The sequence below is a fragment of the Nonomuraea fuscirosea genome, from assembly GCF_035917475.1.
Lineage (GTDB): Bacteria > Actinomycetota > Actinomycetes > Streptosporangiales > Streptosporangiaceae > Nonomuraea > Nonomuraea fuscirosea.
The window spans coordinates 8,256,394-8,281,888 of sequence record NZ_CP109074.1 but is presented as its reverse complement, the minus strand read 5'-3'; the positions used below and the strand labels follow the sequence as shown (position 1 = coordinate 8,281,888).

Sequence of the window (25,495 nt, the reverse complement as noted above, 5' to 3'; positions counted from 1 at the left end):
ACGTCAAGATTCCCGGTTGGTGCCGGGGCGAATCAAATGCGTAGTTTGTGGTTCAGCGCCTGCGCGCCATCCTTGACCAGCCATTTCAGCGCGTCACTGACGTTCGCCGTGAGCCGCGAGTGTTTCCGCAGGTGCTGGACCCACTGGTAGCGATCTTCGTTCCAGCCCTTGAGATAACGTACGCAGAACTCCGGCTCGATGCTGTTGAGCCTGCCGAGCGCCGCCAGCAGCGAGTTCTCCATGGCGGTCGCGCCCGGCCCGAGCCGCCTGACCCGGCCCAGCACGTCTGTGATGAACGCCCGCCGCCGGGCCAGGAAATCCCCCCAGTGGCGTACGTCGACGGCGCGTCCCAGACCCTCCCCGCGGTCGAGCAACCAGTAGACGCCTTCGGCCAGTATGTCGCCGAACTCCTGGTCACGTGCCCTGATCGGCTGGTCGAAGGGGTCGTACACGCGCTGCCGCACTTCCCCGGTCAGCGCCAGCGGGCGCAGCGAGGACTCGTCCAGCAGGTAGAACCAGTCCTCGTTGTAGACGTTCGGGAAGAACGAGGGATTGCGGAACGTCTCGACGGCCAGCGCCCCGCCGCCCACGAACGACTCCTGGCGCCCGCCCGTGAGCCGGTGCGCGTGGCACACCACGGAGTTGTCCGGGTAGCCGCCGATGTGCATGCCCACGGCGTCGTAGCGGTCGAGCAGCGCGGTGGCCCGCATCACCTGCTCGTGCCCGCCGACCTCGATGTCGTCGTCGAGGAAGACGACGCGCTCCCAGCCTGCGAGATGGGCCAGCAACAGCCCGATGTTGCGTTTGGCGCTGAGATCGGTCACCCGCCTGAACCTGGTGTCCTTGACGATCGCCGTCGTCTCGAAGTCCGGCAGGTTCAGCTGTTCCACCGGGCCGAGGTCGATGGCGACGTAGCGCACGCCCGGTGGCATCTGGGCGGCCGCGGCGGCTGCCTTGCTCCAGTCCCGGCTGTGCAGGGTCACCAGCGGGCAGCCGAGTGTGGTCGCCAGCCGGATCGCGTGCGTCAGCCACTGCGGATGCCGGATGGTGGGGACGATGATGGCGTCCGGTATGGCGCCTTCCGCATCGGTGACCGGGATGTCGGCGAGGTCCCGGTGGGAGCCGTGATGATGCTCCTCAGTCGCCACGAGGGGGCTCCGACCATTCATGGAGCCGTACGGAGTCCAGTGTCCAGTCGGGGGTGACGACGGCCCGGCCCTCGATCCGGACCCGGGTGAGCATGCTGTAGGAGGTGGCGTCGCCGAAGCGCTCGCGCAGGTAGGCCGCGTTCCTGTCGCGGAAGCGCTCGTCGGTCAGCGCCCGCACCACTCCGTACACGCCTCTGCCGTACATCCCGTTGCAGATGGTCAGGGTGCGTTCCACGTTGTCGGGATTGACTCCTCGGTAGAAGAACGCGACGTCCTCCAGCAGTCGCACATTAGCGCCCGACCCGGTGTGGCGCGGGTGATGTCTGGCCGGCGTGTCGCCGTCTTCGTTGACCTCGAAGTACGGGCCGAGCTCGCCGTTCCAGTCGGGCACCTGCCGCACCGGGAACTCGATCCGGGTCAGCATGGACGCGGTGACCTGGTTGTAGTCGACGCCGCCGAGAAGCGCCAGGTGCGTGGTGAAGTCGTCGGAGCGTAAGTCCTCGGGGGCACGCAGCGTGACCAGGCTGCGCGGGTTCGCCGCCCTGAGGTGGCCGTGCAGCTCGAACAGCGAGTCGAGGTCGGAGTACTTGTAGTGCTCGATGTAGTCGGGGCTGTCCGGCGAGGTGTACGGGATCTTGGTCCGCTGATCCGCGGGGAGCTGCGAGCAGATGATCGTGATGGGCTCCCCGTCGGGGAAGCGCCACGGATTGTCCCGGAAGACGTCCTGGCCGGATGCAGGCTCGGTGCCGTCGCCTGTGGCCAGGGCCTTGAGTGCGAGCTGGCGCAGCCGGGTCAGCTCCGCGAAGAGCTCGCGCTGCTCGTCCTGCTCGCGCGGCGTCAGGTCGGTGAGCGGCAGCACGCGGGCGCGCCCGTTGGCGATCGAGCGTCTGGTCGCGAAGAAGGTGGCGTACTTCTCCAGGCGGTGCAGCGGCGGGACCTTGATCGCGTGGGTGGATTCCCACGAGGAGATCAGCGGCACGCTGACCTCGAGCGCCTGGCGAAGCTGGGCCTGGGTGATTCGCAGGCCGGGCCAGTGGCTCTCGCGGAGCCCGCGCAGGCGGAGCGCCAGCGCGGCCTGCGCCGAATCATCGCCGCTCATGCCGTGATCTCATTCGTTGAACTTCAGTGATTTCTAGTGAACATCGGTCTAACTGCCGAATCGTCGGGTGAAATCGCAGCTAGGCCGCCATGTCGCGAATGACATGGGCAAATCAATGGACCAGGAGCATCAGTCTAACCAGCAGCTCGCTAGTTTCGTGCGCGAATGGGCGGCCAGTGCGCTGGGTACATAAATAAAAGACAACTTCAGTTAATACATCTGAAGTCTACTGAATATGGCGGGGGTGGTTCGCGACGGACATGCGATGAGCCACGTCACCCGGAGCGGCATCCCGGCGGAAAGACCCGCGGGCACCTTCCGAGACGCGCACATCAGCGCAGGTGCCCGGCATGGCAAGGTTCCTGTCAAAAGCGCGCCTGAGCGCGTCTCCGCAACTGGGAAGACCATGTACATACCAGCCCTTCAGCTCTCGGCGGCGACGTCCGCCTCCCTTGAGACCCGGCACCTGTCCCTTCTCATGCTCACCGTACTGATCACGCTGGCGGTGGGGGCCCTGCGTGCCCTCCTCCGGCGTACGCACGTGATCGTCGTGGTGGGCGGCGCGAGCGTCATGCTGACGATCATCGCCGTCCTGGCCGTCGCCTATCTGATCACCCTGGGAACTGCCTGACCCGCCACGGGCCCGGCGACGGGGAATCCCCTGCTCAGGGGGTGCCCGGCTGGCGCCGGGCCGATGGTCACGATGCGTGACTCTGTGCTTTTGGACACAGAGCAGTGGCCTCCTGTTAGAAGCTCGGTGGAAGCGGCAACAACCACCTTGGCCGTTCTGAGAGCCGTTTCGCGACAAAGAGAAGGATTTTTCCCATGTCGTTCGAGGCCACCGGAAGGTCGACCCTCACCGTCGCTTCCGGACTCTCTCGAAACGCCATCATCGTCCGGCTCGAAGGCGAGCTGGACGTCACCGCGCTGCCGATCTTCAGGGAGCATCTGCAGCGCATCTGGGACCTTCCTCCCAAAGCGTTTCTGATCCTGGATCTGAGTGAGGTCTCCTTCTGCGACTCCATGGGGCTGAACGAACTGGTCGACATCATGCAGCGCTGCGAGTTGAGGGGGACCAGGCTGCTGCTCGGCGGGGTGCAGGGGGTCATGGCGCGGGTGTTGTCGATCACCGGGTTGCGGCATGCCTTCGAGGTGTTCGCCCAGTTGGACGACGCGTTGCGGGTTACGGCCACAGTGTTGTGAGCCCGCCGCCCTCGATCAGCCCACGAGGGGGGCGCCGTGCAGGACGGCGCCCGCCGCCTGCAGCTCCGCGACCGCCGCTTCCGTGGTGGCCGGCGCCACCCCGGCCGTCAGGTCGAGCAGGACTCTGACCGCGAGCCCGTGCTGGACGGCGTCGAGCGCGGTGGCGCGGACGCAGTGGTCGGTGGCGATGCCCACCACGTCCACCTCGCGCACCCCGCGCTCGCGCAGCCAGTCGGCCAGCGGCACCCCGTCGCCCGACGTGGCCTCGAAGCCGCTGTAGGCCGCGCTGTAGGCGCCCTTGCTGAAGACCTCCTCGACTTCGGACACGTCGAACGAGGGGTGGAAGTCCGCGCCGGGCGTGCCGGCCACGCAGTGGGCGGGCCAGGTGGAGGCGTAGTCGGGGGTGGAGGAGAAGTGGTCGCCGGGGGAGACGTGGTGGTCGCGGGTCGCCACGACGTGGTCGTAGCCGTGGTCGGTCACGTGGCGGGTGATCGCCGCCGCCACCTCGGAGCCCCCGGCCACGGCCAGGCTCCCGCCTTCGCAGAAGTCGTTCTGCACATCCACGATGATCAGCGCGTTGCCCATGGGGAAAACGATACGTCAGGCGAATTCGGTGGGGATGGCCGCGTAGCCCCGGCCGAGGTGGAGGGCCTCCTGGGGGAGGGCGGCGATGGTGGCGGCGTGGCGTTCGCGGGCGGCGTTCAGGGGCTCGCGGCCGACGACCTCGCCGTCGCGGACCAGCTCGTGCAGGAGGGGGATGCCGCCTTCTGGGACGAGGCCGCCGGTGGTGATCAGCTCGGTCTCGACGTGGCCCGCCTCGTCGAGCAGCCGGTACGCCTCCTTGCGGCCCCCGCGCGACGGCTTGCCCACCGAGCGCTTGGCCACGGCCTCCAGCTTGCCGTTGGCCGTCTCCCTGGCCACCAGCTTGTACACCAGCGCCGCCGTCGGCACGCCCGAGCCGGTCACCAGGGAGGTGCCCACGCCGTAGCCGTCCACGGGGGCGGCGGCGAGGGCGGCGATGGCGTACTCGTCGAGGTCGGAGGTGACCAGGATGCGGGTGTCGAAGGCGCCGAGCGCGTCGAGTTGCTCGCGCACCTCCTGCGCCGCCGCAGCGAGGTCGCCCGAGTCGATGCGGACCGCGCCCAGCTTCGGGCCGGCCAGCGCCACGGCCGTGCGTACCGCCTCCGCCACGTCGTACGTGTCGACCAGCAGCGTCGTCTCGGGCCCGAGCGTGGCGATCTGGGCCTCGAACGCGGCCCGCTCCGAGTCGTGCAGCAGGGTGAACGCGTGCGCCGCCGTGCCGGCCGTGGGCACGCCGTACAGGTGCCCGGCCATCAGGTTGGAGGTGGAGGCGAACCCGGCGATGTACGCGGCCCTGGCGGCGGCCACGGCGGCGGCCTCGTGGGTGCGCCGCGAGCCCATCTCGATCAGCGGCCGTTTGCCGGCCGCGTTCGTCATGCGGGACGCGGCGGAGGCGATCGCGCAGTCGTGGTTGAGGATCGACAGCGTGACCGTCTCCAGCAGCACGGCCTCGGCGAACGTGCCCTCCACCACCATGATCGGGGAGGCGGGGAAGTACACGTCGCCCTCGCGGTAGCCGTAGACGTTCCCGGAAAACCGGTAATCGGCGAGAAACGCCAGAGTGCTGTCGTCAACGACACGATGCTCTCGCAGAAAGGTGAGTTCCTCGTCACCGAAACGGAAGCGTTCGAGCTCGTCGAGGACACGTCCCGTTCCTGCGACGACGCCGTAGCGGCGCCCACCTGGCAGATGGCGCGCGAACACCTCGAAAACCGCGCGCCGGTGCGCCGCGCCGCTGCGCAGGGCGGCCTGCAACATCGTCAGCTCATAGTGATCTGTGAGCAACGCAGTGCTCATGGTCATTGTCACGACTCGAAGACTACGGCCCAGATAGGGCAGACTCGGGGATGTGGGTAGCACCGCTCCAATCACCGTCGAGCGTCCGTCATCGGACGTCCGGCCCGATCTGCCGTGGGTGACCATCGTCTGGAACGACCCGGTCAACCTCATGTCCTACGTGACCTATGTCTTCCAAACGGTCTTCGGCTATCCGAAGGAGAAGGCAGAGAAACTGATGCTGGACGTGCACCACAAGGGCAAGGCGGTCGTGTCCAGCGGCACGCGCGAGGAGATGGAAAGGGATGTGCAGATTCTCCACTCCTACGGCCTGTGGGCGACGGTCCAGCCGGACTCGAACAAATGAGGCGCGCGTCGCGGCCGGCGTCGGGGTCAGTGAGGTGGCACTGGTGACTTCTGGATTCTCACGCGGCAAGGACGGCGCGGTCGTCACCGTGTTCGAGCCGGCGGAGGTCTCGCTGCTGCGCTCGCTCGTCTCCATGATGCTCGGCATCGTTTCGCCGGGGCAGACCTCCGAGGACCCGCTGGAACGGGCGCTCGGCATCGGCGACAGCGCGGTGCCGTCCGATCCGGTGCTGGCCAGGCTGTTCCCGTCGGCGTACCAGGACGAGAAGGAAGCGGCCGAGTTCCGCCGCTACACCGAGGCGACGCTGCGCGACGGCAAGCGGGCCGACGCGCGGACCGTCCACGAGACGGCCAGGGCGGGGCGGGCGGAGCTGACGCCCGAGGAGGCGCAGGCGTGGCTGCGCGCGCTCAACGACCTGCGCCTGACGCTCGGCACCAAGCTCGACGTGACGGAGGAGGTTCACGACGAGGTCGCCGTGATGTCCGAGGACGACCCCCGCTACCCGGCCTACGTCACCTACGACTGGCTGACCTACCTCCAGGACAGCCTGGTCCGGGCCCTCTGGTAGCTTCCGGGCATGCTGTCGATCTCGCAGGAACTGGTGGACAAGATCGTCGCGCATGCGCGGGCCGACCATCCCGACGAGGCGTGCGGCGTCATCGCGGGCCGCAACGGGGTGCCTGAGCGGTTCATCCCCATGGAGAACGCCGAGCGCTCGCCCACCTTCTACCGCTTTGACTCGATGGAGCAGTTCAAGGTCTGGCGCGAGATGGACGACCGGGACGAGGAGCCCGTCGTCATCTACCATTCCCACACCGCCACCGAGGCCTACCCGTCGCGCACCGACGTCTCGTACGCCTCCGAGCCCGGCGCCCACTACGTCCTGGTCTCCACGAGGGACGAGAACGAGGTGGAGTTCCGCTCCTACCGCATCCTAGAAGGTGTGATCACGGAGGAAGAGGTAAGGTTTCTCCCATGATGGCCCGACCTGTGCAGAGCTTCCTGTTCGCACACACTCCGGTTGTCGTCCTCTACGACTGTTCCTGAGCTGGAATCCGCACCCAGCCGTCGGCGTTGCATGCCGATGGGACGACGACCTTTCTGAGGAGACTGACCGCGATGGCCATCGAGGTTCGCATTCCGACCATCCTGCGTGACTACACCGACGGGGCCAAGGCCGTGAACGCCGAGGGCGCCACCCTTGAGGAGCTGATCAGCAACCTCGAGTCGGCCCACCCCGGCATCAAGGACCGCCTGGTCGACCAGGGCGCGCTGCGCCGCTTCGTCAACGTCTACCTGAACGACGAGGACGTGCGCTTCCTCGGCGGCCTCGGCACGCCGGTGTCCGACGGCGACACGGTGACCGTCCTTCCCGCCGTCGCCGGCGGATGACATGCGGTTCGACTCGCTGATCGACTCGGTCGGCCGCACGCCCCTGGTCGGGCTGCCGAGGTTGTCGCCCTCCGCCGACGTGCGGGTCTGGGCCAAGCTCGAAGACCGCAACCCGACCGGGTCGATCAAGGACAGGCCGGCCCTGTGGATGATCCAGGAGGCCGAGAAGGACGGCCGGCTCACGCCGGGCTGCACGATCCTGGAGCCCACCAGCGGCAACACCGGCATCTCGCTGGCCATGTCGGCCAAGCTCAAGGGCTACAAGCTCATCTGCGTGATGCCGGAGAACACCTCGGAGGAGCGCCGCCAGCTGCTGCGGATGTGGGGCGCGGAGATCATCTCCTCGCCCGCGGCGGGCGGCTCCAACGAGGCCGTGCGGGTGGCCAAGGGGCTGGCGGCCGAGAACCCGTCGTGGGTGATGCTCTACCAGTACGGCAATCCGGCCAACTGGCGCTCCCACTACGAGGGCACCGGCCCCGAACTGCTCGAGGACCTGCCCACCATCACCCACTTCGTGGCCGGGCTGGGCACGACGGGGACCCTGATGGGGGTCGGGCGGTTCCTGCGCGAGCGGGTGCCCGGCGTGCGCATCGTCGCGGCCGAGCCGCGCTACGGCGAGCTGGTGTACGGGCTGCGCAACGTGGACGAGGGCTTCATCCCCGAGCTCTACGACGAGTCCGTGCTGACCACCCGCTTCTCGGTGGGCTCGGCCGACGCGCTGCGGCGCACCCGTGAGCTGCTCGCCACCGAGGGCATCTTCGCCGGCGTCTCCACCGGGGCCGCGCTGCACGCGGCGCTGGGCGTGGCCGCGAAGGCGGTCAAGGCGGGCGAACGCGCCGACATCGCGTTCGTGGTGGCCGACGGTGGCTGGAAATACCTGTCCACGGGCGCGTACGAGGGGACGCTGGAGGAGGCGGAAGACCGCCTCGAAGGCCAGCTCTGGGCCTGACCCTCGCGAAGGCGGCCTGATCCTTCGCGAAGGCGGCCTGATCCTCGCGAAGGCGCGCTTCCCCGGACAGACGGCTTCGTCCGGAACGCGAAGAGGCGGCCGGTCCGACAGGACCGGCCGCCTCCTCTCGTCGTCAGGCGGACGAAGAGGTCAGTTGAACAGCAGCCGCAGCGAGAACGTCGCCTCGGTGTCGCTCTGCGTGCCGCTCAGGCCGACCGCCCGCAGCACCTGCGCGTTGGCCTTGTCGTCGCCCTGCATGGACGCGAGGTAGAGCTTCTCGACCTTGTCCAGGTCCACGAAGAGCGCGTAGTTCACGTCGTCCGCGTTCGGGATCGCCGTCTGGAACGTCTCCGAGTCGCCCAGCGTGCCCTCACCGGCCAGCTTCTTGGCGTACTCGTCCGTCGTCGCCACCGCGAGGACGCCGTCACCGGCGACCTTGGCGATCTGGGGAGCGGCCTGGCCGTTCTGGCTCAGCGCGTTCGTGACCTTGTCGAGCACGGCCTGCGCCTTGGCCGGGTCGGTGACGATGCGCACGCCGCCCTTGATCTGGTCGCTGTCGAGGCCCTCGCTGTCGACGGCGACGGTGAGGTTCTGGCCCACGAACGTGGCCAGGTCGTCGGGCAGCTTCAACCCCAGCGAGGTCTCGGCCTGCTGGAGCAACTGCTTGATCTGCGTGCCGCCGGCCGCCGCGGCCTGCTTCTCGATCTCGGCCCACTGCTTCTTGACGACCTGGTCCAGACCGGAGATCGACAGCGCGCCGGCCGTGGTGGCGGGCAGGGTGCCGAGGGCCGCCTTGGGCAGGTCGCCCTCGGGGGTCATGCCCTGGGCGCCCCTGACGAGACCGGCCAGCTCGACGTAGGCGCTGTCGAAGCGCAGCGCGCCGGCGAACCTGGCGTCCTTGATCATGTCGAGCGCCGCCTGCTGGTCGGTGGTGACCTCCTTCTTGGCCAGGTCGAGCAGACCGCCCATGTCGGCCCAGAACGACAGCACGCCCTGCTCGCCGACGGCGCCCATGTCGTCGCTGAACTCGGCGTTGTCGGACAGGCTGCCCTCGCCCTGCGCGTACTTGTCGGCCAGCGCCTGCGTGGTGCTCAGCAGCGCGTAGTCCTCACGGAAGGCGATGCCGTACTTCTCGCCCTTCATCAGCTTGGCGATGCCGCCCTTGGCCAGCTCCTGGTCCTTGACCTGGATGGCCACCGCGAAGTCGGGCTCCTCCTTGCCGGAGGGCACGGCCGCGAAGCCGACCCGGCTGCCCAGCCACGGGTCGACGTCCTTGGCGAAGTCGACCTTGCTGTCGCCGTCGGAGTTGAGCGTGTCGAACAGCGCCTTGCGCGGGTCCTCACCGGAGAAGCTGTCCTTGGTGACGGTGAACTTCCTGGCCAGCTGGAACAGCGCCAGCTTCTGGTTCGCGGCCGGGTCGAGGTCGAGCCGGGCGTAGGCGATGGAGTTGGCGGGCAGGACGTCGTTCGGCTGCGTGCCGCCGCCGCCGAAGGCGCCCACGGCCCACACCGCGCCGCCGCCCAGAACCACCACCGCGAGCGCCGCGGCGATGGCGATCACCCAGTTCTTGCGGCCCTTCTTGGCGGGCTCGGCCGGGCCGAAGCCCTCGGGGCCCTGCTGCTGCCAGCCGCCCTGGGCGTACTGGTCCTGCTGCTGCCAGCCCTGTTCCTGCTGCCAGCCCTGCTGGGGCTGCTGCTGCCAGCCGCCCTGCTGTCCCTGCTGCTGTTGCTGCCAGCCGCTCTGTTCCTGCTGCCAGCCTTGCTGCGGTTGCTGTTGCCAGCCGCCGCCCTGGGCCTGCTGGCCGCCGTACTGGCCCTGCTGGCCGTACTGGGCGTCATTAGAGGGCTGCTGCTGGCCGTACTGGTTACCGGAAGAGGGCTGCTGGCCGTAGGACGCCTGCTGCCCGTAGGCACCCTGCCCCTGCGCCTGCTGCTGGCCGTACTGCTGCTGCTGGTGCGGCTGCTGCGGCGGGTACGGCTGCCCCGGATACTGCGCCGTCGGCGCGCTCTCCGGCTGCTGCCCCTGGTTCCAGTTGTACGCCGTGGTCCGGTCAGGATCCTGGCCATAGGGGGGATTGTTCGCAGACATCACTCAACTCACAATGTGGACTTTTGACCACAGAGAAGGTAGCTGATGTTGCTAGACGGGCGCTTGCAATGTGCTGAAGTCGAAATTAGACCCGGTTGAGTTCTTTCCTCAGCACGTCGATGTGGACCTCTCCGTCCCCGTAATCCAGGACGTTCTCCCACGGGACGAACGTGCATCCCGCGTACACGATGCGGGCCAGCGTCCGGGAGAACCAGGCCGATCGGCCCTGGCGATCGCGGGTGAGGCCGAGCAGCAGCGGCGCCCGCCGCATCGAGACGACCAGCCCGTAGACGGTGTGGCTCTGCTGGAGCTCGCCCCTGTGCCTGACGACCCGGATGTCCACCACGAATCCGACCCACACCCCGTTGGAGTCCCAAACGGACTGACCCAGGAGTTCGGTGACACTTGCCATGATCAAACGTTGTCAGCCGAATCATGTTTTCGCAGGTAGGCGCGCTGATGGGCGAATGCTCTAGAGTCTCTAGAACATGGTTCCAGACTGGAGGCGGGCGGGAATGACCAAGTTCGACGAGGCCACACAGGCGATCAGGGTCGACGGGAACACCTACGACGTGTGCCTCGACCCCGGGTACGCGATCGGCGGCCCGCTCAACGGCGGTTACCTGATGGCCGTGATCCTGCGCGCGGCGGTGGACGCCTCGCCGTTCGAGCATCCTGTGAGCACCACGGCGCAGTTCCTCAAGGCGCCGGTCGCGGGCCCGGCGCAGGTCAGGATCGAGCCGCTCAAAGCGGGCCGGACGGTCGCGTTCGCCAGGGCGACCCTCGTGCAGGACGGCGTCGCGCAGATCGAGGGGTTGATCACGACGGCCACGCTGAACGACGTCGAGCCGATTTATAGCGATAAATCAACTTATGAGATGCCTCACATTGACGAGTGCGCCAAACTGCCCGACCCCAAGCCGGAGTCGGGGATGACGTTGAACGCCCAGATGGAGCTGCGCTTCGACCCGCCCACGATCGGCTGGCTCAAGGGTGAGCCCTCCGGCCGGCCGGAGTCGCGGGCCTACTTCAGGATGACCGAGCCCCAGGACCCCGACCCGTACGTGCTGGCCCTGGCCGTCGACGCGCTCCCACCTGTCGTCTTCTCCGCCGGCGCGCGCGGCTGGGCGCCCACCGTGGACCTCACCTGGCACCTGCGCGCCCTGCCCGCGCCCGGCTGGCTCACCCTGCTCGGCAGCGGCCGGCTGGTCTCCGACGGCTGGTTCGACGAGGAGGTCGAGGTGCGCGACTCCACCGGCCGCCTCGTCGCGCAAGCCCGCCAGCTGGCCCGGGTGGGCAGGGGCTGACCGGCCATGATGTGACCAAGACAACACCGCGTCAGGCTCACGGCTCGTACCTGTGAGCATTCTTACGCAGTGTTGATCGTGCAGGTCGCCTACCCTCTTATGCGTGCCGGACGCGAGTATTGGGATCTTCGACAGCGGGGTCGGCGGCTTGACGGTCGCCCGGGCGATCATCGACCAGTTGCCTCACGAGTCCATCACCTACGTGGCCGACACGGCTCGCCAGCCGTACGGGCCGAAGCCGATCGCCGAGCTTCGCGCGTACGCACTGGAGGTCATGGACCACCTGGTCGAGCAGAACGTCAAGATGCTCGTGATCGCGTGCAACAGCGCCAGCGCCGCCGTGCTGCGCGACGCGCGCGAGCGCTACGACATGCCCGTCGTCGAGGTGATCATGCCGGCCACCCGGCGCGCGGTGCGAGCCACCCGCAACGGCAAGGTCGGCGTGATCGCCACCAGGGCCACCATCGCCTCGATGGCCTATCACGACGCCTTCACCGCGGCGCCCGACGTACAGCTCACCGGCGTGGCCGCCCCACGCCTGGTGGAGTACGTCGAGCGGGGAGAGACGATGAGCGACGAGCTCATCGAGGTCGTCCGCGAGTATCTCGAGCCCGTCAGGGCCGCGGGATGCGACACGATCATCCTCGGCTGCACCCACTACCCGCTGCTCACCGGCGCGATCTCGTACGTCGCCGGTGACGGGGTCACGCTGATCTCCAGCGCCGACGAGACGGCCAAGGACGTCTACCGCATCCTGCACGACCGCGACCTGGCGGCCGGCGGCGGAGCCACCCCCCGGCACCGTTTCCGCGCCACCGGCGACTCCCTGCTCTTCGCCCGGCTCGGGCGACGGTTCCTGGGCCCGGAGATCGACGTGGTCGAAGTCGCACCAGTGGGGGGTACTACCTATAACGGGAGGCCCACATGAAGGTGACCATCGTCGGTTGTTCCGGGAGCTACCCCGGCCCCGACAGCCCAGCGTCCTGCTACCTCCTCGAAACGGACGGGTTCAGGATGCTGCTCGACCTCGGCAGCGGGTCGCTGGGTGCGTTGCAACGGCACGTCGGCATCTACGACGTGGACGCGATCTGCCTGTCCCACCTGCACGCCGACCACTGCCTCGACATCTGCGGCTATCACGTGGCCCGCACCTACGGGCCGGGAGCGCCGTATCCCCTCATCCCCGTCTACGCGCCCGCCGACGCGCCCCGGCGGCTGGGAGCGGCGTACGGCATGCCGGACGAGCCCGGCCTGGAGACCGCCTTCGAGTTCCGGACGCTGACGCCCGGCGCGTTCGAGATCGGGCCGTTCACCCTCACCGCCGGCCTGGTCAACCACCCCGTCGAGGCCTACGGCTTCCGCGTCGCCAACGGCACCACGAGCGTCGCCTACTCCGGCGACACTGGCGAGACCGACGAGCTGGTCAAGCTGGCGGCCGGCGCCGACCTGCTGCTGTGCGAGGCGTCGTTCGTGGAGGGCCCCGACCTGCCCACCGGCCTGCACCTGACCGGCCGCCAGGCGGCCGAGCACGCCGCCAAGGCCGACGTCGGCCAGCTGGTGCTGACCCACCTCGTCCCCTGGAACGACCAGGCCACCGTCCTTGAGGAGGCGTGCGGCGGCGGCTACGGCGGCCCGGTCGAGCTGGCCCGCAGCGGGGTCGTCTACGACCTGAGCTGAGTCGCGAAGCCCCTGAGCTGAGTCGCGAAGCCCCCGAGCCGAGTCGCGAAGCCCCCGAGCTGAGTCGCGAAGCCCCCGAGCCGAGCCGCGGCGAAGCCGAGGCCGGTCGCGGAGCGGCCGTTCAGGACCTGGCCCGGGCCTCGGAGAACTCGCGCATCCGCGGCAGCGGCGAGAACAGCAGCGGCACGAACGCCAGCAGCCGCCCGGCCATGAGCACCCACAGGGTCTGCCGCACCCCCACCTGCTGGGCGACCAGCCCGCTCATCAGCGCGCCCAGCGGCATGATGCCCCAGGTCATGAACCGCACCGAGGCGTTGACCCGGCCGAGCAGCTGTTCGGGGGTGACCAGCTGGCGGTAGGTGATCTGGCCGACGTTCATCAGTGTCGCGCTCCAAGAGATCATGATCGAGGTGAGCGCGAAGAACACCACCCGCCAGTCGGCCTGCGTCATCGGCAGGAGCAGGCCGAACGGCGCGCCGACGGTGACGGCCAGCCAGGTCATCCTGGCGCTGCCGACCCGCTGCGCCACCCAGTTGCTGGTCAGGCCGCCCAGCAGGCCGCCGATGCCGCCGGACATGAGCAGCGCCCCGACGGCGCCGGGGCTCAGCTGGACGGTCTCGGCCAGGAACAGCACCGACAGGGCGAGCACGCCGCTCACGCACATGTTGCCGATCGCCGACGAGGCCACGAACGCCCGTAAGAGGCGGTTGCGCCACACGTACGCGAGCCCCTCGCCGATGCCCCGCAGCAGCGGCGTGCGCTCGATGTCGGCGGGCGGCTTGTCCGGCGCCCTGATCGTGGACAGCAGCAGCACCGAGGCGAGCGCGCCGAGCGCGGTGGCCAGCATCGTCCGCGGAGCGCTCAGCAGCTGCACCAGCGTGCCCCCCACGCCGGGCCCGGCCAGGAACGCCCCCGCGCGGACCACCTCCAGCTTGGCGTTGCCGTCGGTCAGCTGCGCGGCGCTGATCAGATCGGGCAGGTACGTCTGGTCGGCCACGTCGTTGAACACCTGGGCCACGCCGGCCAGCAGCGCGACCACGAACATCATCTCGATCGTCAGCAGCCCGAGCGCCGACGCCACCGGAATGCTGCCGAGCAGCACGAACTTCGCCAGGTCCGACACCATCATCACCCGGCGTTTGCGCATCCGCCCGACCCACACGCCCGCGGGCAGCCCGAGCAGAAGGAACGCCGCCGTCTGTAACGACGACAGCACCCCCACCTCCGCGGGACCGGCATGCAGAGCCAGCACGGCCACCAGCGGAAGTGCCACGCGGGAAATATTGGCTCCGAGTTCGTTCGCGACGTGCGAACTGAGGAATCGGAGGAAGTCAGGGTTTCGCAACACCCCCGTTGTCATTGCGTAAGGATCCATGTGACCGACACATTTGGTCAAGGGTGTCGTGCCGCGGAGATAGGGTGATCTGCATGTCCAGACAGGATGGCCGCAACCCTGACCAGCTCCGCCCCATTACCATCACCAGGCAATGGCTGACCCACGCCGAAGGTTCGGTGCTGGTCGAATTCGGCGGCACCCGGGTGTTGTGCGCGGCGTCGGTCCAGGACAGTGTGCCGCGCTGGCGCAGAGGCAGTGGCCAGGGGTGGGTTACGGCCGAATACGCGATGTTGCCGCGAGCGACCAATACTCGTAACGATCGTGAATCGGTCCGCGGCAAAATCGGCGGCCGGACCCACGAGATTTCCCGGTTGATCGGGCGTTCGCTGCGCGCCTGCGTCGATTACAAGGCGTTGGGAGAAAACTCCATTCTGCTCGACTGCGACGTCCTTCAGGCCGACGGCGGCACGCGGACGGCGGCGATCACCGGCGCCTACGTCGCGCTCGCCGACGCGGTCGCCTGGATGCGCGAGCGCCGCATGTGCCCGGGAGAGCCGCTCATCGGCTCGGTCGCGGCCGTGTCCGTCGGCGTGGTCGGCACGGTGCCGATGCTCGACCTCTGCTACACCGAGGACGTCGCGGCCGAGACCGACATGAACGTGGTGATGACCGGCGAAGGCAGCTTCGTCGAGGTGCAGGGCACCGCCGAGGGCGCGCCCTTCGACCGCGCGGCCCTCGACCGGCTCCTCGACCTGGCCGTGGCCGGCTGCGAGGAGCTGACCCTGATCCAGCAGGAGGCCCTGGGGTCATGAGGATCGTGCTGGCCACCCGCAACGCGGGCAAGATCGCGGAGCTGCGGCGCATCCTGTCCGGGTTCGACGTCGTCGGGCTGGAGGAGTTCCCCGCGATCGGCGAGGTCGCCGAGACCGGGGTCACGTTCGAGGAGAACGCCCTGCTCAAGGCGCACGCCGTGGCCAAAGGGTCCGGCCTGCCCGCGGTGGCCGACGACTCGGGGCTCTGCGTCGACGTGCTCAACGGCATGCCGGGCGTCTTCTCCGCCCGCTGGGCCGGAAGTCACGGCGACGACCGCGCCAACCTCGACCTGCTGCTGGCCCAGATCTCCGACGTGCCGGCCGGCAAGCTGAGCGCCCACTTCGCCTGCGCCGCCGCGCTCGCGCTTCCGTCGGGCGAGCACCGGGTGGTGGAAGGCACGCTGCCGGGCCGCCTCGTCACGACGCCGCGAGGGTCCAACGGGTTCGGCTACGACCCGATCTTCGTGCCCGACGGCGACGAGCGCACGACGGCCGAGATGCCGCCGGAGGAGAAGGACGCGATCAGTCATCGGGGCCGGGCCTTCCGCGGGCTGGCGCCGATCGTGCGCGAGGTGCTCGGCTCGTAACCATCGCGTAAGAAGTCCGTCGCCGCAGGAGACGTACCTTCGGAAGTGTGCAGAGGAATGTAATGGTGCCGGCCTGGGCGGGAGCCCTCGCGGGACTGGTGTCCGGAGGCGTGGCCCTCGGGATCGCGCAGCTCGCGGCCGGGCTCGTCGGGCCTGCGACGTTTCCCGTCGTAGCCGTCGGCGACGCGGCCGTCGACCTGACGCCCGCCCCCCTCAAGGACTTCGCGATCAGGACGTTCGGCGAGAACGACAAGGCCGTGCTCATCGGCGGGGTGCTGGTCGTGCTCGCCGCCGTGGCCGCGCTCATCGGAGTGCTGGCCCGCCGCCGGCTCGCCTACGGCTTCGCGGGGCTGGCCGCGTTCGGGGTGGTCGGGCTCCTCGCGGTGCTGACCCGGCCGGACGCCGGGCCCCTCGACGCCGTCCCGACCGTGATCGGCGTGGCCGTCGGCTGCTGGGCGTTGTCCTGGCTGGTACGCCGCGCGTCCGGCGGCCCCATCCCGGCGAACGTCCCGGACACCGCCTTCGCCCCGGCCGCCACGCTTCCGGCCCCCGCCGCCACGGTGGGAGCTCCGGCGGCCGGGCCCGTGTCCGGTGACGGCCGGCCGGAGGACGAGCCGGTGGTGGAGCGGCCCGCCGTGATGCGGGCGGGTGACGGGCTGCGCGCGTTCGACCGGCGGCGGCTCATCACCGGGGCCGTGGGAGGAGTGGCGGTCGCCGGCGCGGCGGCCCTGCTCGGCCGGCAGTTCGGCGGGCGTCAGGCCGTGGACGCCGCCCGGGTGGGCGTGGCGCTGCCCAAGCCGGCCACCCCCGCCAAGCCGCTGCCCGCGGGCACGGACCTCGGCATCCGGGGCCTGTCGCCGTTCGTCACCCCCAACAGTGACTTCTACCGCGTCGACACCGCCCTCGTCGTGCCCCAGGTCGATCCGAACGACTGGAGTCTGCGCATCCACGGGCTGGTGGACCGCCCGGTCGAGCTCACCTACGCCGACCTGCTGAAGATGCCGCTCACCGAGGCCGACGTCACGCTGACCTGCGTCTCCAACGAGGTCGGCGGCCCCTACGCGGGCAACGCCCGCTGGCTGGGCGTGCGCATGGCCGACGTGCTGCGCCAGGCGGGGCTGCGCTCGAACGCCGACATGCTGCTGTCCACCTCGGCCGACGGCTTCACCTGCGGCACCCCGGCCGACGTGGTGATGGACGGCCGCGACGCGCTGTTCGCGGTCGCGATGAACGGCGAGGTGCTGCCGGTGGACCACGGCTTCCCGGTGCGTCAGGTGGTGCCCGGTCTGTATGGATACGTCTCGGCCACCAAGTGGGTGGTGGACATCAAGGTGACCAGGTTCGACGCCGACGAGGCGTACTGGACGCCCAGAGGCTGGTCCGAGAAGGGCCCCATCAAGACGCAGTCGCGCATCGACGTGCCGGGCTACGGCGACTCGCTGCAGGCCGGCCGCACCACGATCGCCGGCGTGGCCTGGGCGCAGCACACCGGCGTGGACGCCGTCGAGGTGCGGGTGGACCGGGGAGAGTGGCGGCAGGCGAAGCTGGCCGCCGTGCCGGGGCCCGACACGTGGCGGCAGTGGTCGATCGACTGGGATGCGACGACGGGGGAGCACACGCTTGAGGTGCGGGCGACCGACGCCCACGGGCGTACGCAGACCGACCAGCCGGCGCCGCCCGCACCCGACGGGGCGACCGGCTGGCACACCGTCACCGTCCAGGTGCGCTGAGGTTTGCGGCGTTTGCCCAGGTAAGCGGGATGATCGGGGCGGAGGATTTCGCCGACTCCGCCTCCTCGCCTCCGTGTCGCCTCTACGATCGTTCGTCGAGCATGACAGGAGGCAGGCCGTGTTCCGCGAGCGCAAGCCGAGTGTCCCGCGCGCCCTTCCGGGGGTGGCCTACAACCCGATGGTGGCGGACGGGGTGCGGTGGCTCGACTACGAGCGGGCCGCCGAGCCCGCCCCCGACGAACGCCATCCCGCATCCGACGACCACCAGCCCGACGCCGGGCCTGAGATCGGGCCCTATGAGCGTCGCCATGGGTCCCATGAGCGCGTTACCGGGCCGCACGAGTGCCGCTCCGAGGGCGGGGAGGCCCTGTCGGTCCTGGAGCCGCCCGACTGCGACTGGTTCGACCTGCCGCACCGTCCGCCCAGCCTGGCCCGCAGCCGCCCGTACGGGGTGCCGGGAGGGCTCGCCGAGCCCGACCCGCAGGTGGAACGGGACCTGGCCGACGCGCTGCGGCCGGGAGCCCGCTTCCCCGACCCGCGCGGCACATGGGTGCGGCTGGTCAACGGCTCCGGGCCCGCCGACGACCCGTTCCGCGCCTCCAACGCCGCCGACTGCGCGCTGGCCGTGCTGTCCACCTGGCACGGCGAGCCCGCGACGGCCGCGCCGAGGCTGCCCGAGTACGACCGGATCGGGCGGCCCGCGCTCACCGGGGAGCGGGGCAGCGTGGCCAGGATCGAGTGCTGGGCCGGGCAGCGGCTGCAGTACGCGGGCCAGGGGCGGCACGCCTACCCGATGATCGAACGACGTCTGCTGGACGCGGGCCACGGAGCCGCCGCGGTCATCGTGGTGCGCTGGCCCGGGGGCGGCTCGCACGCCTGGAACGCGGTCAACTTCGACGGAGAGGTGATCTGGATCGACGCTCAGCGGGGTCACATGTCGGTCGAGCCGCCGTACCGGACCGTGACCGGGGTGTTCTGCGTGATCCTCGACCGCGCGGGCCGGCCGCGATGACCATGGAAGGGGCCGCGATGACGACAGGGGAGGCGCGATGACCATGGAGGAGGCCAGGGCGCTGGCCGAGGAGTACTTCAACGGGGCCCGTGTGCGGGAGGAGCCGCTGCCGGTCGGCGTGTACGCGTTCGACGGCGGGTACGTGGCCTGGATCCGTGACCTGGAGCCCGACGATCCCGCCAGGCTGCCCGAGACGGCCGGGGGCGGATGCGTGGTCATCGACCGGGCGACGGGCGAGGTGGTGGCCAGGCCGCTGCTCGACCCGGAGACCGTGGCCGAACTCTGGCCGGGCCGCACCCCACGCTGACTCCCACCGTAGGTCAGGGTGAGATCGAGGCCGGGCGCCGCCCCCATGAGACGCCCGACCTCCCTGTGCCTTCTATCCGGATATTTCTGCTTTATTCGACTACGGGGCTTTCGTCCGTCTCACCCCGCCGCGAGGGACGCCACGATCGACGCCCGCGCCGCGCGCCGGGCCGGAAGCACCGCCGCCAGCACGCCCGCCACCCCCGACAGCGCCACGAGCAGCACGATCGACGTCACAGGCACCGCCAGCCGGGCCCCGTCCAGCATCGCCCGCATCGCCGCCCAGCCGAAGACGACGCCGAGCACGACGCCCACCAGCGCCCCCACCAGCCCGAGCACCAGCGCCTCGATGGACAACATGCGGCGCAGCTGGGGCCGGGTCAGCCCCAGGGCCCGCAGCATGGCCGACTCCCTGGTCCGCTCGTGGACCGACAGCGAGAGCGTGTTCGCGATCCCCAGCAGCGAGATCAGCACCGCCAGCCCGAGCAGCCCCGTGATGATCATGAGCAGCATGTCGAGGGCCTCGTCGAACTGCCCGCGTACCTCCGTCGAACTGCTCACCCGCACGGTCGGATAGGCGGCGACGGCGGCGTCCACCACCGCGCGGGCCCGCTCGGCCGCCACCCCGTCCCCGATGCCGATCATCACCAGCGAGTCGGGCACCGCGCCGAAGTAGGCGTCGAAGGAGCGCTCCGCGACCGTGACCGGCGGCAGCGACGACTGGTCGCCGTCGAGCAGCGCGACCACCTCCAGCGACACCGTCCCGGCCCGCTCGGTCCGCAGCGCCACCGTGTCGCCCACCCCGACGCCGAGCCGGGCGGCCGAGGAGTCCTCCAGCGCGGCCCGGCCCGCGCCGAGACCGCTCATGGAGCCGGAGACGACGTACGGCTCGACGGGCCCGCTGAAGGTCCCGACGGTCGTGCTCCGGCCCGACACCGTCGCGTCGGCCTGGCGGATCTGCGTCACGGACGCCAGCTCCGGCCGGCCGCGCAGCCCCTCCGCCACCGAGCGCGGGATGACGGCGTCGCGCTGCTGGCTCGCCAGCAGGTAGTCGATCGGGAACTGCTCGTCCAGCTTGGCCGTCATCGTCAGCCGGGTGGAGGCGGTCACGACCGAGATCAGCGTCATCAGCGTCACCCCGATGGTGAGCGCCACCGTGGTGGTCGCGGCCCGCTTCGGGTTGCGGCCCGAGTTGTCCACCGCCAGCCGGCCCGGCACCCCGAACAGCCGGCGCGGGATCCAGCCCACCAGTGCGCTCAGCGGCCTGACCAGCACCGGGCCCAGCACGAGCACCCCCAGGAACGTCAGCGCGCCACCGGCCATGACGACGAGCATCGAGACCTGCTGCCCCGGCACGAGAACGAACGCGCCCGCCCCGGTCGTGCCGAGCCCCGTCAGCAGCAGGACCGCGGCCAGGACGCAGCGTGCCGGACCGGCGCGGAAGGCCGGCTCCTCGCTCTGACCGCGCAGGGCGGCGATCGGCGGCACCCGCGTGGCCGATCTGGCCGGCAGCAGCGCCGCGCCGACCGTGACCAGCAGGCCGACGGCCAGGCCGCTCGCGATCGTGGCCGGCGTGAGCGCGATGTCCGCGTTCGTGGGCAGCGGGGAGTCGAACGCGCGCAGCACGGCCAGGGTGGCCGCGGCCAGGCCGTACCCGATGAGCAGGCCCAGCGCGGAGGCCAGCGCGCCCACGACGGCCGACTCCAGCACGATCGAGCCGAACACCTGCCCCCGCGTGGCCCCGACGCAGCGCAGCAGCGCCATCTCCCGCGTCCGCTGGGCGACGAGGATGGCGAAGGTGTTGTAGATGACCAGCGCGGCCACCAGCATCGCCACGACGCCGAACAGCAGCAGCCCCGTCGTCAGCATGCCGATCTCCGTCCCGGCCGCCCTGGCCAGGTCGCCGGCCAGCTCCGCGCCCGTCCTGACCTGGTACGCGCCGCCGACGGCCGCCGCCACCGCCGCCTTCAGCCCCGGCCCGCCGCCCGCGACGTCGATCTCGGCGTACCCCTTCGCGCCGGTCATGCGCCGGGCCACGTCCGTGGTGAAGCCGACCGCGCCGGTGTAGCCGAGCGTCTGGTCCACGCCGGTGTCGATCAGGCCGACCAGCCTGAACTGATGCGCGGTCTCCTTGCGGTCCAGCACGGTGATCGTGTCGCCGAGGCGGAAGCCCTGGGCCGCGGCGGTGTTCTCGTCCAGCACGGCGGCCTGGTCGTCGGTGCCTGGGCCGGTGCCGGCGACGACGTTCGTGCGGTCGAGCGGGCCCGTGACGATCGACAGGGCGGTGGTGGGCACGTCGCCCACCGTCTTGCCGTCCTTGCCCAGCACGGGCACGCCGCCGCGGATCAGGCCCTCGGCCCGGGTCACACCGGGCAGCGCCCGGATCCGGTCCAGCACCTTCTCCGGCAGCCTGCCGCCCGCCGATCCGGGCAGCACGGCCACGTCCACCTTGTCCGCGTCCGCCGTCACCTGCTGCGCGAAGCCGGCCTGGGCGGTGTCGTTCAGCACGAACGTGCCCGCGATGAAGCCCACCCCCAGCATGATCGCCAGGGACGTGAGCAGCAGCCTGAGCCGGTGCGCGCGCAGCCCGGCCAGCGCGGCCCTCAGCACCGCACACCTCCGGCCGGACGAGGGTTTCCGACGCGGTGCATCTCATGCCTCCAGACGGACGAGGGTGTCCAGGACGGACTGCGGCGTCGGCGCGGTGACCTCGGTGACGAGCTCGCCGTCCCGCAGGAACACCACCCGGTCGGCGTACGCGGCCGCCACCGGGTCGTGCGTGACCATGACGATGGTCTGGCCCAGCTCGCGCACGGACGCGCGCAGGAACGACAGGACCTCGGCGCCGCTGCGCGAGTCCAGGTTCCCGGTCGGCTCGTCGGCGAAGATCACCGCGGGCTTGCTGATCAGCGCCCTGGCCACCGCCACCCGCTGCTGCTGACCGCCGGACAACTCGCTCGGCCGGTGCCCGAGCCGGTCCTTCAGCCCGACGGTCTCGATGACCCGGTCGAACAGCGCCTGGTCGGCCAGGCGGGCGGCGATGTCCAGCGGCAGCCGGATGTTCTGCTCGGCCGTCAGCGTGGGCAGCAGGTTGAACGCCTGGAAGACGAAGCCGATCCGCTCCCGGCGCAGCATCGTGAGCTGCCGGTCGGTCAGCCCCGTGAGCTCCACGTCGCCGATGCGCACGGTGCCGGACGTGGCGGTGTCGAGGCCGGCCAGGCAGTGCATGAGCGTCGACTTGCCCGAGCCCGACGGCCCCATGATGGCGGTGAACGCCCCCGTGGCGAAGGACACGTCCACGCCGCGCAGGGCGTGCACGCGGGCGTCGCCGGAGCCGTACACCTTGGACAGATCGGTGGCCACGACGGCGGGCGGGGCCTGACGCCGGGTCTCGGTGAGCGTCACGTTCACTCCTCGTACGCGAAATTGCAACGCGCCCCACGCTAGGAGCGGAAATCTCCCGATATATGGGCCCTGAGGAGGGACTTCACCTGCGCCGGCAGATGACCTGGGTCAGACTTTCGGCCGAGGGGAGGGCACGATCAGACCCGCCTCGTACGCGTACACCACCACCTGAGCCCGGTCCCGCAGCCCCAGCTTGGCCAGCACCCGCCCCAGATGCGTCTTCACCGTCGCCTCCGCCACCTCCAGCCGGCCCGCGATCTCCATGTTGGACAGGCCGCGCGCCACCATCAGCAGCACCTCACGCTCGCGCGGCGTCAGCTCGGCCGCCGGCACCACCGTCTCCTCGGCGGGCAACTGCGCGGCGAAGCGGTCGAGCAGCCGCCGCAGTGTGCTGGGCGAGACCACCGACTCGCCCGCGTGCACCGTCCTGATCGCGCTGACCAGGTCGTCCGGCGGCACGTCCTTCAGCAGGAAACCGGCCGCGCCCGCCTTGACCGCCGCGAAGGCGTACTCGTCCAGGTCGAACGTGGTCAGGATGAGCACCTTGGGCCCGTCGATCAGCCTGGTCGCCTCCAGCCCGTCCATGGACGGCATGCGCACGTCCATGAGCACCACGTCCACCTCGGTGCCGCGCAGGACCTCCAGTGCCGTGGCGCCGTCGGCGGCCTCCGCCACCACCTCGATGTCCGGCTGCGCGCCCAGCACCATCCGGAAGCCGGCCCGCAACAGCTCCTGGTCGTCCACCAGCATCACCCTGATCACGCCGCCTCCTTCGTCATGGGCAACCTGGCCAGCACCTCGAACCCGCCACCCGGCCGGGGGCCCGCCGACACGGCGCCGCCGTACATGCCGGCCCGCTCGCGCATCCCGATCAGGCCGTGCCCGTCGGAGCTCACCGGAGCCGCCGCGCCCCGGCCGTCGTCCACCACCCGCACGACCAGCTCGGGGCCGCCGTAGTCGATCTCCACGCTGGCCCGGACGCCGGGGCCGCCGTGCTTGAGCGCGTTCGTCAGGGCCTCCTGGACGATGCGGTAGACCGCCAGCTGCTGGCCCTCGGGCAGCTCGGCCGGCACCCCGCCGACGCTCAGCCGGGCGGGCACGCCCGCGCCGCGTACCAGCTCCTCCAGCTGACCCAGACCCGGCTGCGGGGTGTAGTCGGTGCCCGCGGCCTCGTTCTCCCGCAGCACCCCCACCAGCCTGCGCATCTCGGCCAGAGCCGCGCGGCCGGTCTTGGAGATGGTCTTCACCGCCAGCCTGGCCTGTTCGAGGTCGCGGTCCATGGCGAAACCCGCGCCGTCGGCCTGCACCACGATCACGCTCACGTTGTGGGCCACGACGTCGTGCAGCTCCCTGGCGATCCTGGCCCGCTCGGCCGCGGCGGCCATCCTGGCCTGCTGGTCGCGCTCGCGTTCGGCCCGTTCCGCCCGCTCCTCCAGGCTCTCCAGGTAACGCCTGCGGGTGTTGGCGTACAGGCCGGTCAGCCAGATCGTCACCACGAACACCGAACCGCTGAAGAACATCCCGAACGACGGATCCGACCAGTGGACCAGCGCCAGGAACACCCCCAGCTCCGCCACCAGCCCCGCCGCCAGCGCCCAGCGGAACGAGCACCGGTAGGCCACCGCCCAGAGCGCCACCAGCACCGCGAGGTTGGCGGGCAGCGGGCTCACCCCCGCCAGCCACTGCCCGAAGCTGATCAGCGCGACGGCGGCGAAGCAGATCAGCGGCCGTCTGCGCCACGCCAGCGGCGCCAGCAGCGCCGCCGACAGGGCCAGATAACCGGCCACGCCGGGACCGTTCTGCGCGGCGCCCGGCGGGGGGCCGTTCACCGCGTACGGCACCGCCAGCAGGGCGCACAACAGCACCAGAGGGGCCACGCCGGCGGCGGTGGCCAGCTTCTCGTGGCGCCTGGACCACGCCCGTACGCTCCCGAACACATCATCACGATATGTAGCCCCGGCCCGGCCTTGGTCCGCCTGGAGGGTGAAGTGCGAGTACGACCCAGGTCTTACATGGCTTCGTCCTTACATGCGGCTTACGGTGAGTTTGGCATCCTTCATTATCGGGAGCGCCCTTCGTGGGCGAGTAAAGGGAGATCGTGATGGCGGATCATGATCGAGACGCCGGGTCGCGCGGCGAAGAGGAAGCGCCGCGCGACCCGACCCAGGAGCCACTTGAACCGGCCCAGCTGAGGTACGGAGAACAGGCGGACCGCCCGTACACCGACCTCCCACCCACCCAGTCGAACGCCTCAAGCTGGGAAGAACCGCCTCTCGCCCCTTCGGAGAGCTTCTTCCGACGCAGGCGAACCCAGATCACGGCCGCGGCCATCGGGGGCCTGCTCGCCGGCGGCCTGCTCGGCGGTCTCACCGTCGCCTCGGCCACCGACCACGACCACGACCGGTTCGACGTGTGGCTCCAGCACGAGAACCGCTGGCGCGCCCCTGACGGCCTGCGAATGCCGAGACCCATGGACGGCGGCTGCTACCGCTCGGACGACGAGTTCTTCTGCATCGCCCCACCATCCCGCTTCGGCGACCCCGACTCCTTCACCGAGGACACCGACGAAGCCCCCGAAACCGCCGCCCCGGCCCCCACCAGGACGTCATGAAAGAGAAAATGTAGGGCCGGTGGGATTCGAACCCACACTAACAGCCACCTAAAGACTGCGCCTCTGCCATTGGGCTACGACCCCTTTTCACCTTTCCCTTGCCCGCGAAATTCTCGGTCTGGGAATGGCAATTCAGGCACAGGAAGCGGAGATTCTCCATTCGATTGTCGAGCCAGTCTCCACTGATGTGGTCGACATGGAGCGTCAGCGGCCTTCCCTGCCACGTGCCGCCAATCTTACAGCCTGCGCACGTGTACGGGACCCCTGCTCCGATCAGAGCGCGGCGGAGAATCGGCGCCTTCTCGCGAATGGAACCGGGCGGGCGCGCCACCAGAACTTCCTGGTAGGGACGCGCGGTCGCCGTACGCCGCCCTTTGCCGTGAGCCTGGCCGACGAAGTGAGAAGTGTCTATGCCGAAGTGCTTGAGCCGCCGGCTGATGTGCGCGTGGCTGCCCCCGGTCCACCTGATCCCGAGGTGCCTGAGCACGTCGGCGACGCTGAGCGAGGCCGCGGCGGCCTCGGCGAGCAACTCGCGGGAATACTTGATGTACGCGGCCACGGCCCGAGCCTAGAGAACGGCTCCGACGTTTTTCTGAGGCCGGGAAATCA

General features: G+C 70.2%; 28 protein-coding genes, 1 tRNA gene and 1 pseudogene. 17 read left to right on the top strand and 13 right to left on the bottom strand.

Annotation, left to right across the window (positions count from 1 at the left end; all coding sequences use genetic code 11):
* Positions 1-32: 32 nt before the first annotated feature.
* Positions 33-1,148 carry a hypothetical protein gene (locus OIE67_RS37605; RefSeq protein ID WP_326629474.1) on the bottom strand — a complete coding sequence of 372 codons (1,116 nt, stop codon included), beginning with the start codon at positions 1,146-1,148 and terminating at the stop codon, positions 33-35.
* Positions 1,138-2,247: a helix-turn-helix transcriptional regulator gene (locus OIE67_RS37600; RefSeq protein WP_326629472.1), complete on the bottom strand. Its 1,110-nt coding sequence runs from the start codon at positions 2,245-2,247 to the stop codon at positions 1,138-1,140. Before OIE67_RS37600 ends, OIE67_RS37605 begins: the two co-directional genes overlap by 11 nt.
* 406 nt (positions 2,248-2,653) lie before the next feature.
* Between OIE67_RS37600 and OIE67_RS37595 the strand changes: the two genes are divergently transcribed.
* Together OIE67_RS37595 and OIE67_RS37590 are read left to right on the top strand one after the other, a co-directional pair.
* Positions 2,654-2,878 carry a hypothetical protein gene (locus OIE67_RS37595; RefSeq protein WP_326629470.1) on the top strand — a complete coding sequence of 75 codons (225 nt, stop codon included), beginning with the start codon at positions 2,654-2,656 and terminating at the stop codon, positions 2,876-2,878.
* Between the two features lie 194 nt (positions 2,879-3,072).
* A complete protein-coding gene (locus tag OIE67_RS37590; RefSeq protein WP_326629468.1) occupies positions 3,073-3,450 on the top strand; it encodes an STAS domain-containing protein in 378 nt (125 codons plus the stop codon).
* A gap of 15 nt (positions 3,451-3,465) precedes the next feature.
* Here OIE67_RS37590 and OIE67_RS37585 read toward each other — a convergent pair whose 3' ends face one another.
* Positions 3,466-4,035 (bottom strand): nicotinamidase, encoded by a 570-nt coding sequence (locus OIE67_RS37585; protein WP_326629466.1) that lies wholly within the window; start codon positions 4,033-4,035, stop codon positions 3,466-3,468.
* 15 nt (positions 4,036-4,050) lie between these two features.
* A complete protein-coding gene (locus OIE67_RS37580) occupies positions 4,051-5,334 on the bottom strand; it encodes a nicotinate phosphoribosyltransferase (RefSeq protein ID WP_407674770.1) in 1,284 nt (427 codons plus the stop codon).
* Positions 5,335-5,380: 46 nt separating this feature from the next.
* Here OIE67_RS37580 and clpS point away from each other — a divergent pair, with 46 nt between their 5' ends.
* From clpS to OIE67_RS37555, 5 genes are all read left to right on the top strand, one after another.
* Entirely contained in the window at positions 5,381-5,674 is a 294-nt protein-coding gene (gene clpS, locus OIE67_RS37575) for an ATP-dependent Clp protease adapter ClpS (protein WP_106248250.1), read from the top strand.
* Between the two features lie 43 nt (positions 5,675-5,717).
* Entirely contained in the window at positions 5,718-6,242 is a 525-nt protein-coding gene (locus OIE67_RS37570; RefSeq protein WP_106248398.1) for a DUF2017 domain-containing protein, read from the top strand.
* A gap of 9 nt (positions 6,243-6,251) precedes the next feature.
* Positions 6,252-6,653, top strand: coding sequence for a M67 family metallopeptidase (locus OIE67_RS37565; protein ID WP_326629460.1), 402 nt, complete (start codon positions 6,252-6,254; stop codon positions 6,651-6,653).
* A gap of 140 nt (positions 6,654-6,793) precedes the next feature.
* Positions 6,794-7,066, top strand: coding sequence for a MoaD/ThiS family protein (locus OIE67_RS37560; RefSeq protein ID WP_326629458.1), 273 nt, complete (start codon positions 6,794-6,796; stop codon positions 7,064-7,066).
* Position 7,067: 1 nt separating this feature from the next.
* Complete coding sequence (locus OIE67_RS37555; RefSeq protein ID WP_106248255.1) at positions 7,068-8,015, top strand: PLP-dependent cysteine synthase family protein; 948 nt, start codon at positions 7,068-7,070, stop codon at positions 8,013-8,015.
* Between the two features lie 150 nt (positions 8,016-8,165).
* Here the strand turns inward: OIE67_RS37555 and OIE67_RS37550 are convergent, their stop codons facing one another.
* Positions 8,166-10,103, bottom strand: a complete 1,938-nt coding sequence (locus tag OIE67_RS37550) for a hypothetical protein (RefSeq protein WP_326645592.1) — start codon at positions 10,101-10,103, stop codon at positions 8,166-8,168.
* A gap of 85 nt (positions 10,104-10,188) precedes the next feature.
* Positions 10,189-10,515, bottom strand: coding sequence for a hypothetical protein (locus OIE67_RS37545; protein ID WP_326629454.1), 327 nt, complete (start codon positions 10,513-10,515; stop codon positions 10,189-10,191).
* A gap of 103 nt (positions 10,516-10,618) precedes the next feature.
* Here OIE67_RS37545 and OIE67_RS37540 point away from each other — a divergent pair, with 103 nt between their 5' ends.
* The 3 genes from OIE67_RS37540 to OIE67_RS37530 all read left to right on the top strand — a co-directional run bounded on the left by OIE67_RS37540 (position 10,619) and on the right by OIE67_RS37530 (position 13,087).
* Positions 10,619-11,410, top strand: coding sequence for a thioesterase family protein (locus OIE67_RS37540; protein ID WP_326629452.1), 792 nt, complete (start codon positions 10,619-10,621; stop codon positions 11,408-11,410).
* Positions 11,411-11,513: 103 nt separating this feature from the next.
* Positions 11,514-12,338, top strand: a complete 825-nt coding sequence (gene murI / locus OIE67_RS37535) for a glutamate racemase (protein WP_326629450.1) — start codon at positions 11,514-11,516, stop codon at positions 12,336-12,338.
* Positions 12,335-13,087, top strand: coding sequence for an MBL fold metallo-hydrolase (locus OIE67_RS37530; RefSeq protein ID WP_106248262.1), 753 nt, complete (start codon positions 12,335-12,337; stop codon positions 13,085-13,087). The genes murI and OIE67_RS37530 overlap by 4 nt, the downstream gene beginning before the upstream one ends.
* Positions 13,088-13,109: 22 nt before the next feature.
* Here the strand turns inward: OIE67_RS37530 and OIE67_RS55620 are convergent.
* Together OIE67_RS55620 and OIE67_RS37525 are read right to left on the bottom strand one after the other, a co-directional pair.
* Positions 13,110-13,166 (bottom strand): annotated as a pseudogene (locus tag OIE67_RS55620) (hypothetical protein); the annotation flags it as partial.
* Positions 13,167-13,208: 42 nt separating this feature from the next.
* Complete coding sequence (locus OIE67_RS37525) at positions 13,209-14,447, bottom strand: MFS transporter (RefSeq protein ID WP_326645590.1); 1,239 nt, start codon at positions 14,445-14,447, stop codon at positions 13,209-13,211.
* A 68-nt stretch (positions 14,448-14,515) separates the two neighbouring features.
* On the opposite strand from OIE67_RS37525, the gene rph reads away from it, so the two are divergent.
* The 5 genes from rph to OIE67_RS37500 all read left to right on the top strand — a co-directional run bounded on the left by rph (position 14,516) and on the right by OIE67_RS37500 (position 18,871).
* On the top strand, positions 14,516-15,235 hold the full coding sequence (gene rph, locus OIE67_RS37520) for a ribonuclease PH (protein WP_106248266.1): 720 nt from the start codon (positions 14,516-14,518) through the stop codon (positions 15,233-15,235).
* On the top strand, positions 15,232-15,822 hold the full coding sequence (rdgB, locus tag OIE67_RS37515; protein ID WP_106248267.1) for an RdgB/HAM1 family non-canonical purine NTP pyrophosphatase: 591 nt from the start codon (positions 15,232-15,234) through the stop codon (positions 15,820-15,822). The genes rph and rdgB overlap by 4 nt, the downstream gene beginning before the upstream one ends.
* Positions 15,823-15,884: 62 nt before the next feature.
* A complete protein-coding gene (locus tag OIE67_RS37510) occupies positions 15,885-17,552 on the top strand; it encodes a molybdopterin-dependent oxidoreductase (protein ID WP_326645587.1) in 1,668 nt (555 codons plus the stop codon).
* Positions 17,553-17,625: 73 nt separating this feature from the next.
* Positions 17,626-18,564 (top strand): toxin glutamine deamidase domain-containing protein, encoded by a 939-nt coding sequence (locus OIE67_RS37505; RefSeq protein ID WP_326629446.1) that lies wholly within the window; start codon positions 17,626-17,628, stop codon positions 18,562-18,564.
* A 37-nt stretch (positions 18,565-18,601) separates the two neighbouring features.
* Positions 18,602-18,871 carry a hypothetical protein gene (locus OIE67_RS37500; protein WP_106248272.1) on the top strand — a complete coding sequence of 90 codons (270 nt, stop codon included), beginning with the start codon at positions 18,602-18,604 and terminating at the stop codon, positions 18,869-18,871.
* Positions 18,872-18,990: 119 nt separating this feature from the next.
* Here OIE67_RS37500 and OIE67_RS37495 read toward each other — a convergent pair whose 3' ends face one another.
* The 4 genes from OIE67_RS37495 to OIE67_RS37480 form a co-directional block, all read right to left on the bottom strand.
* On the bottom strand, positions 18,991-21,480 hold the full coding sequence (locus OIE67_RS37495; protein WP_326629442.1) for an ABC transporter permease: 2,490 nt from the start codon (positions 21,478-21,480) through the stop codon (positions 18,991-18,993).
* Positions 21,481-21,522: 42 nt separating this feature from the next.
* A complete protein-coding gene (locus OIE67_RS37490; RefSeq protein WP_326629440.1) occupies positions 21,523-22,275 on the bottom strand; it encodes an ABC transporter ATP-binding protein in 753 nt (250 codons plus the stop codon).
* A gap of 108 nt (positions 22,276-22,383) precedes the next feature.
* Positions 22,384-23,037 (bottom strand): response regulator transcription factor, encoded by a 654-nt coding sequence (locus OIE67_RS37485; RefSeq protein ID WP_326629438.1) that lies wholly within the window; start codon positions 23,035-23,037, stop codon positions 22,384-22,386.
* Positions 23,034-24,212: a sensor histidine kinase gene (locus OIE67_RS37480; protein ID WP_326629436.1), complete on the bottom strand. Its 1,179-nt coding sequence runs from the start codon at positions 24,210-24,212 to the stop codon at positions 23,034-23,036. The genes OIE67_RS37485 and OIE67_RS37480 overlap by 4 nt, the downstream gene beginning before the upstream one ends.
* 164 nt (positions 24,213-24,376) lie before the next feature.
* Here OIE67_RS37480 and OIE67_RS37475 point away from each other — a divergent pair, with 164 nt between their 5' ends.
* The gene (locus tag OIE67_RS37475) at positions 24,377-24,886 is read left to right on the top strand and encodes a hypothetical protein (protein ID WP_326629434.1); all 510 of its coding nucleotides are present in this window, start codon (positions 24,377-24,379) and stop codon (positions 24,884-24,886) included.
* Between the two features lie 11 nt (positions 24,887-24,897).
* On the opposite strand, the gene OIE67_RS37470 is transcribed toward OIE67_RS37475, so the two are convergent.
* Positions 24,898-24,970: transfer RNA gene (locus OIE67_RS37470), tRNA-Leu, on the bottom strand.
* 326 nt (positions 24,971-25,296) lie between these two features.
* Between OIE67_RS37470 and OIE67_RS37465 the strand changes: the two genes are divergently transcribed.
* Positions 25,297-25,458, top strand: a complete 162-nt coding sequence (locus OIE67_RS37465; RefSeq protein ID WP_326629432.1) for a hypothetical protein — start codon at positions 25,297-25,299, stop codon at positions 25,456-25,458.
* The last annotated feature ends 37 nt before the right edge of the window (positions 25,459-25,495 follow it).